At 55.8% G+C, this 3,504-nt stretch carries 7 protein-coding genes; 3 read left to right on the plus strand and 4 right to left on the minus strand.

Annotated elements, in window-relative coordinates; genetic code table 11:
• Both IIY41_RS04830 and IIY41_RS04835 read left to right on the plus strand, forming a co-directional pair.
• On the plus strand, positions 1-660 hold a 660-nt coding region (locus IIY41_RS04830; protein WP_287400013.1), incomplete at its 5' end, for a DNA-methyltransferase.
• A 73-nt stretch (positions 661-733) separates the two neighbouring features.
• Positions 734-1,072: a DUF7768 domain-containing protein gene (locus tag IIY41_RS04835; RefSeq protein ID WP_058723957.1), complete on the plus strand. Its 339-nt coding sequence runs from the start codon at positions 734-736 to the stop codon at positions 1,070-1,072.
• 47 nt (positions 1,073-1,119) lie between these two features.
• Here the strand turns inward: IIY41_RS04835 and IIY41_RS04840 are convergent, their stop codons facing one another.
• Genes IIY41_RS04840 through IIY41_RS04855 form a run of 4 tightly spaced genes read right to left on the minus strand, consistent with a single transcriptional unit; the run spans position 1,120 to position 2,381 of the window.
• Positions 1,120-1,308: a 4Fe-4S binding protein gene (locus IIY41_RS04840; RefSeq protein WP_058723956.1), complete on the minus strand. Its 189-nt coding sequence runs from the start codon at positions 1,306-1,308 to the stop codon at positions 1,120-1,122.
• Entirely contained in the window at positions 1,305-1,598 is a 294-nt protein-coding gene (locus IIY41_RS04845; protein ID WP_117461755.1) for an ArsR/SmtB family transcription factor, read from the minus strand. The genes IIY41_RS04840 and IIY41_RS04845 overlap by 4 nt, the downstream gene beginning before the upstream one ends.
• On the minus strand, positions 1,546-2,178 hold the full coding sequence (locus IIY41_RS04850) for a 4Fe-4S binding protein (RefSeq protein ID WP_287400017.1): 633 nt from the start codon (positions 2,176-2,178) through the stop codon (positions 1,546-1,548). Before IIY41_RS04850 ends, IIY41_RS04845 begins: the two co-directional genes overlap by 53 nt.
• Complete coding sequence (locus IIY41_RS04855; RefSeq protein ID WP_117461754.1) at positions 2,175-2,381, minus strand: 4Fe-4S binding protein; 207 nt, start codon at positions 2,379-2,381, stop codon at positions 2,175-2,177. Before IIY41_RS04855 ends, IIY41_RS04850 begins: the two co-directional genes overlap by 4 nt.
• A gap of 196 nt (positions 2,382-2,577) precedes the next feature.
• On the opposite strand from IIY41_RS04855, the gene IIY41_RS04860 reads away from it, so the two are divergent.
• Positions 2,578-3,384 (plus strand): DUF6329 domain-containing protein, encoded by an 807-nt coding sequence (locus tag IIY41_RS04860; RefSeq protein WP_287400019.1) that lies wholly within the window; start codon positions 2,578-2,580, stop codon positions 3,382-3,384.
• Positions 3,385-3,504 lie beyond the last annotated feature (120 nt).

Raw genomic sequence — 3,504 nt, forward strand, 5'->3', positions numbered from 1 at the left:
AAAAACCGGACGACCACACAGAAATACAGCAGCATGCGCGCGGACAAGGCGCTGCCGGATTTTGACGGCGACCAGAAAGACCAGCGGAGCTGGACGCGCTGGATGGCGGAATGGCTGAGCGATGTGCGCAAAGCCTGCAAGCCGGGGGCTGTGCTGTGCGTGTTCATTGACTGGCGCATGGCTCCGTGCCTTTCCGATGCGATCCAGTGGGCCGGGTGGATCTGGCGCGGTCAGGTGGTATGGGACAAGATGACGAGCCGGCCGCAGAAAGGCCGGTACCGCCAGCAGAGCGAGTACATGCTGTGGGCGTCCAACGGCCCGCTTCCCATCGACCGTCCGGTGGGATGTCTGCCGGGCGTGTTCCGGTACACGAACCCGGCCAAACGCATCCACGTGACAGAGAAGCCGCTGCAGCTCATGCGGGATATCGTGCATATCTGTGTGCCGGGCGGACGTATCCTCGACCCGTTCGCGGGAGCGGGCACGACCATCCTTGCCGCTGTGCAGGAAGGGTATGAGGCAGTGGGCGTCGAAGTGACGGACGCATACTATAGGCTGGGCGGTGACCGTGTGCGCACGGCGCTTGCAGACGGTGACGAACGAACGGTGGAAGCGTCCAACGGAGAACAGGGCATCCAATTGGATGCCCAAAAGAGATGAACACAGAGATGGCAGGCATCCACATTGGATGCCTGCTTTCCTATTGAATGGATGGAAGGGATCTGAAACGAAAATGGAAAAAGCATTTGCATACATCTGTGCGGCACAGGACGCCGCGCCCCGCCTTCTGCGCAGATACTGCCACAAGGTATACGAATTGGGATATGTGCCCATCTGCCCGCGGCTGAGTTTGCCGCAGTATTTGAGCGAGGACGTGCCCGAAGAACAGCGGGCCATGAGCCAGATCAGCCAGCAGCTTTTGCGTCGGTGCCGGATGCTGGTGGTGTGCGGCGGAGAGATCACGGCCGCGATGGCGGGCGAGATCGGGGCAGCGGAAAAGCTGAAGCTCATCTGCACCACGCTGGACGGCCTTGCGAAAATCAGGGAGAACGAAAACCGGTATGTGAACTGATCGGGTGTGGAATAGAAAACGGACCGGTATCCGGTCCGTTCAGTTCTCTATTCCACTTTTTCAAACGCGCCCATTGGGCAGAACTGCATGCACTTCCCGCAAACGATACATTTTTCAGCATCCACAACGGGAAGAGAGAACGGCGTTTCCTGTGAGATGGCTCCTTTGGGACATACCTTAATAGATGGGCACACATGATTCTGCGGGCATTTTTGTTTGTTGACAAGAATTTTCATAAAGTCTCCTCCTTGCAGTACTGCTCTTTGATGGATTCGATCAGCGCGATGACGCGCGTGTCACTGATCCAATAACGCACATTCATCCCCTGTTTTTCCGAACTGAGGATCCCCGCAGTTTTTAAGAGATTGAGATGCTGCGAAAGCGCGGAAGCGGTAATATTCGGCGTGTGCCCGTGTATCTCGCTCACGTTTTTCCGGCCGTGCATCAATGCGCACAGGATCAGAAGCCGCTGTTCATTTGCCAGCAGCTTCAGCAACTCCGCGATCTTCTTTGCTTTTTCTTCCATGTGCAGCCACCTCTTTTCCGTGTTTGAGGATACAGATCCCCTGCGTCATCGTCCCCATGGGGCAGTACACACACCAGGACCTTGGCCGGAACAGGACCATGGTCACAAAACCGAGTACGGTAGAGGTGAGCATAACGCTGAAGAATCCAAAAGCGAATTGTGCGATCCACGGGGAGACCATATCGACCTCGGCCCATTGCCAGGGCAGCTTAAACACCCAGAGCAGCGTGACAGTCTGCTGCAGCGGCGCGCCGGTGAACACCTTATATGTGCTGAACAGCATCAAACCGAACATGGTCATGAAAAAAGCAAGGAACCCGTAGCGGAACCAGCGGCTACGCAAAAACTTCGGCGGAGGAGCGTTCCGGGAAAGCTTCAGTTTTTCTCCCAACAGTCCCAGCAGCTGTCCGCGCCCGCAATAACGGTTGCAATAGGCCTTCCCTCCGCCAAAAACTGCGATCAGGAGCGGGATCGTAAAGAACAGCATGCCCAGCCAGGCGAACAGGATGTTGAACAGACCGAGGCAAAGATAAAGGAGTTCGACGATCCAGAGGTAGCTATACCATTTTTTCTGTTTCACAGCGCAGCCCTCCGTTCGATGATGGAAATAACGTCTGCTGGACAAACTTTTGTACATTTGCCGCAGCCGACGCATTTGTCTTCATCCAGCCGGGCGGTCACGCCGGAAGCGATATACAGTGCGTCCCGTGGGCACACCGCGGCACAGCAGCCGCAGGCCACACATTCCTTGCCGATGCCGGCAACCTTGGGAGATCGTTTCATACAGGGTCTCCTTCACAAATATATTAGTAATTCAGGTATTACTAATATACTGTATGATGAAGTACTTGTCAAGTGTGACGATGAAACAGTTTCGATGGGAGGGGGGAGCGACTGGTTTGGCTAGCATAGCGCGTGGATATCCACGCGCATTTTGGGGCAGGCCCCAAACCCCTTGTGCTGAAAAAAGACAAAGTAGGTGAAGAAGCTGAAAGAAAAAATATTTGCTGCATTTGCAGCAAATGTCAAAACGATGGAAAGCCTGCGCAGGAACGAAGTAAAATATATCCCCGGTGTTTTGGGGCTCGAAAAGGTCATTGTCCTCAGCGCCGCGGACTACGAAAAACTGGCGGAAGATATCTCGCCGGAATATCCTTTTCTTAAGGATAACAGGACGTTGATGACGGCACAGCCGGGCGGGACGTTCCACTGCCTTTTGGTGACCGCGGAAACAGAACAAGAGGGCATGCTCTTTGCTCTGACGGAGAACACCCTGTATACAGGCCGTGCTCAAAATGTCCCAGGTATGGAACTGCAGGGGATCCCCGTGGAGCGGATAACATTGGAAAAGCCAAAGGCGTATCAGGAGCACGCGGTGTTTTTCCACAAGGCGCGCGGCCTTGACGATATCACGGGAAGGGACGTCCATCGTCCCATGCCGGAACGGCAGACGTCTTTCCGGGTGGAACTGGCCGTTGTGCTGAGCGATACGCAGTTCCGGCAGTTCAAAGAGTGCGGCCTTATGGAAGACCAGCTGTTTTTGTTTGAGAACAGCGGCAGGATGTGGTTCGATCCCGGCGAACTCTGCTGGCACTGCCTGCTCATCAAAGGGGAGAGCAGCAGGGATGGAATTCTCGTGGAGGCGGAAGGGTATGCCCACGCCCGGTACGCGGCCCATGTGCCGGACTGCGGCAGGCTGCGTTTGAAGGATGTGCCGGTACGGTATGAGCCTCCGGCGCGCAGGCCGGAGCACAGGAAAAGCAAAGGCAGGGATGAGGCGCGGTGAGGAAACGGGAGCATGTGATCCCGCTGCGTCTGAACAAAAAGGAGCTGGCATACCTTGAAAAACAGGTGGAGCTGAGCCGGATGCCGCGGGAGGAATATCTGCGCGCGCTCGTCATGGGCG

Source organism: Ruthenibacterium sp., assembly GCF_017421385.1.
In the GTDB taxonomy this organism is placed as follows: Bacteria; Bacillota; Clostridia; order Oscillospirales; family Ruminococcaceae; genus Ruthenibacterium; species Ruthenibacterium lactatiformans.

Coding starts and splice junctions, on each gene's coding strand:
- IIY41_RS04835 (WP_058723957.1), top strand. CDS start 734: ATGGAAAAAGCATTTGCATACATCTGTGCGGCACAGGACGCCGCGCCC.
- IIY41_RS04840 (WP_058723956.1), bottom strand. CDS start 1,308: ATGAAAATTCTTGTCAACAAACAAAAATGCCCGCAGAATCATGTGTGC.
- IIY41_RS04845 (WP_117461755.1), bottom strand. CDS start 1,598: ATGGAAGAAAAAGCAAAGAAGATCGCGGAGTTGCTGAAGCTGCTGGCA.
- IIY41_RS04855 (WP_117461754.1), bottom strand. CDS start 2,381: ATGAAACGATCTCCCAAGGTTGCCGGCATCGGCAAGGAATGTGTGGCC.